The sequence below is a fragment of the Streptosporangium sp. NPDC048886 genome, assembly GCF_055586905.1.
Genome location: NZ_JBVJHH010000118.1, coordinates 1 through 1,241 on the forward strand (window position 1 = coordinate 1; position 1,241 = coordinate 1,241).

1 protein-coding gene is annotated in these 1,241 nt (G+C 67.8%); it reads left to right on the forward strand.

Annotated features, from left to right (window positions below; genetic code table 11):
• A partial coding sequence (locus ACZ6R6_RS49330; RefSeq protein ID WP_470104481.1) for an erythromycin esterase family protein occupies positions 1 to 1,206 on the forward strand: 1,206 nt, incomplete at its 5' end.
• Positions 1,207 to 1,241: the final 35 nt, after the last annotated feature.

Consider the following 1,241-nt stretch of genomic DNA (forward strand, 5'->3'; position numbering starts at 1 on the left):
CAGGCGGCGCACCCGCTGCGCTCGACCGAGCCCGGGAGGAACACAGCCGACCTGCGAGCCCTCGGCGTGATGATCGGCGACGCCAAGGTGGTCGGCCTGGGCGAGGCCACCCACGGCTCGCACGAGTTTTTCACCATGAAGGAGCGGGTCTTCCGCTACCTCGTCGAGGAGAAGGGCTTCACCACCTTTGCCCTGGAGCTGAGCTGGTCCGCCGGACTCCAGATCGACGACTACCTCCAGACCGGCAGGGGGGACGCACGCAAGATCGCGAAGGAGGCACTGGCCAACTCGCCGTGGGACCGTGAGGAGTTCGTGAGCCTCATCGAGTGGATGCGGGACTACAACCGCCGCCACCCCGGCCGCACCGTCCACTTCATGGGCGACGACCTCGGCGCCCCCACACTGAGCGACGAGTTCTTCGGCCGGGTGACCGGCTACGTGCGAAAGCACCACCCGGCGTCGCTGCCGCGGCTCAACGAGCTCTACACCGGCCTGCGCCCGATCGACGACGTCTTCGCCTACCTGGGCAAGCCCCTCGCGGAACGACAGCAGCTCGCCGCCAAGGCACAGCAGGCCCTGGAACTGATCAGCAGCCAGAAGGGCCCCGGCGGAGACGACTTCGAATGGGCCGAGCAGAACGCCCGATCCATCGCCCAGACCGCCAAGTTCCTCACCATAGACGTCAAAGACCCGGACTCGGTGGCCACCTTCCAGCGCTTCCGTGACCAGGTGATGGCCCAGAACATCACCTGGTGGCAGCGGCGCACCGGCGACAAGATCCTTCTGTCAGCGCAGAACGACCACGTCGGATACGCCGCCGGCGAGCCCAAGATGTATCCCAAGACGCAGGGATCGTTCCTGCGCGACACACTGGGCAAGAAGTACCTCCCCATCGGCTTCACCTTCAACCAGGGCTCCTTCCTGTCGAAGGACGCCGCCCTCGGCGGCGAGTGGAAGAAGTTCACCGTGGGTGCGGCCACGCCCGGCATGAACGAGTACACCCTCGACAAGGTCCGCCACCAGGACTACTACCTCGACATCCGCAACGCCCCGGCCGCGGCGCGCACCTGGCTGGACGTCGCCCGCCCCACGCGCAACATCGGCACGCAGTACCCCTACCCGCTCGCCGACCTCGCGGCCGCCCGCTCCTTCGACGTCCTCATCCACCTCCACGACGTCCGGGAGGCCGACAAGCTGAAGCCGTGACGGCCCGGCCCCGGCACGAGCCGCCCGACCTCTCC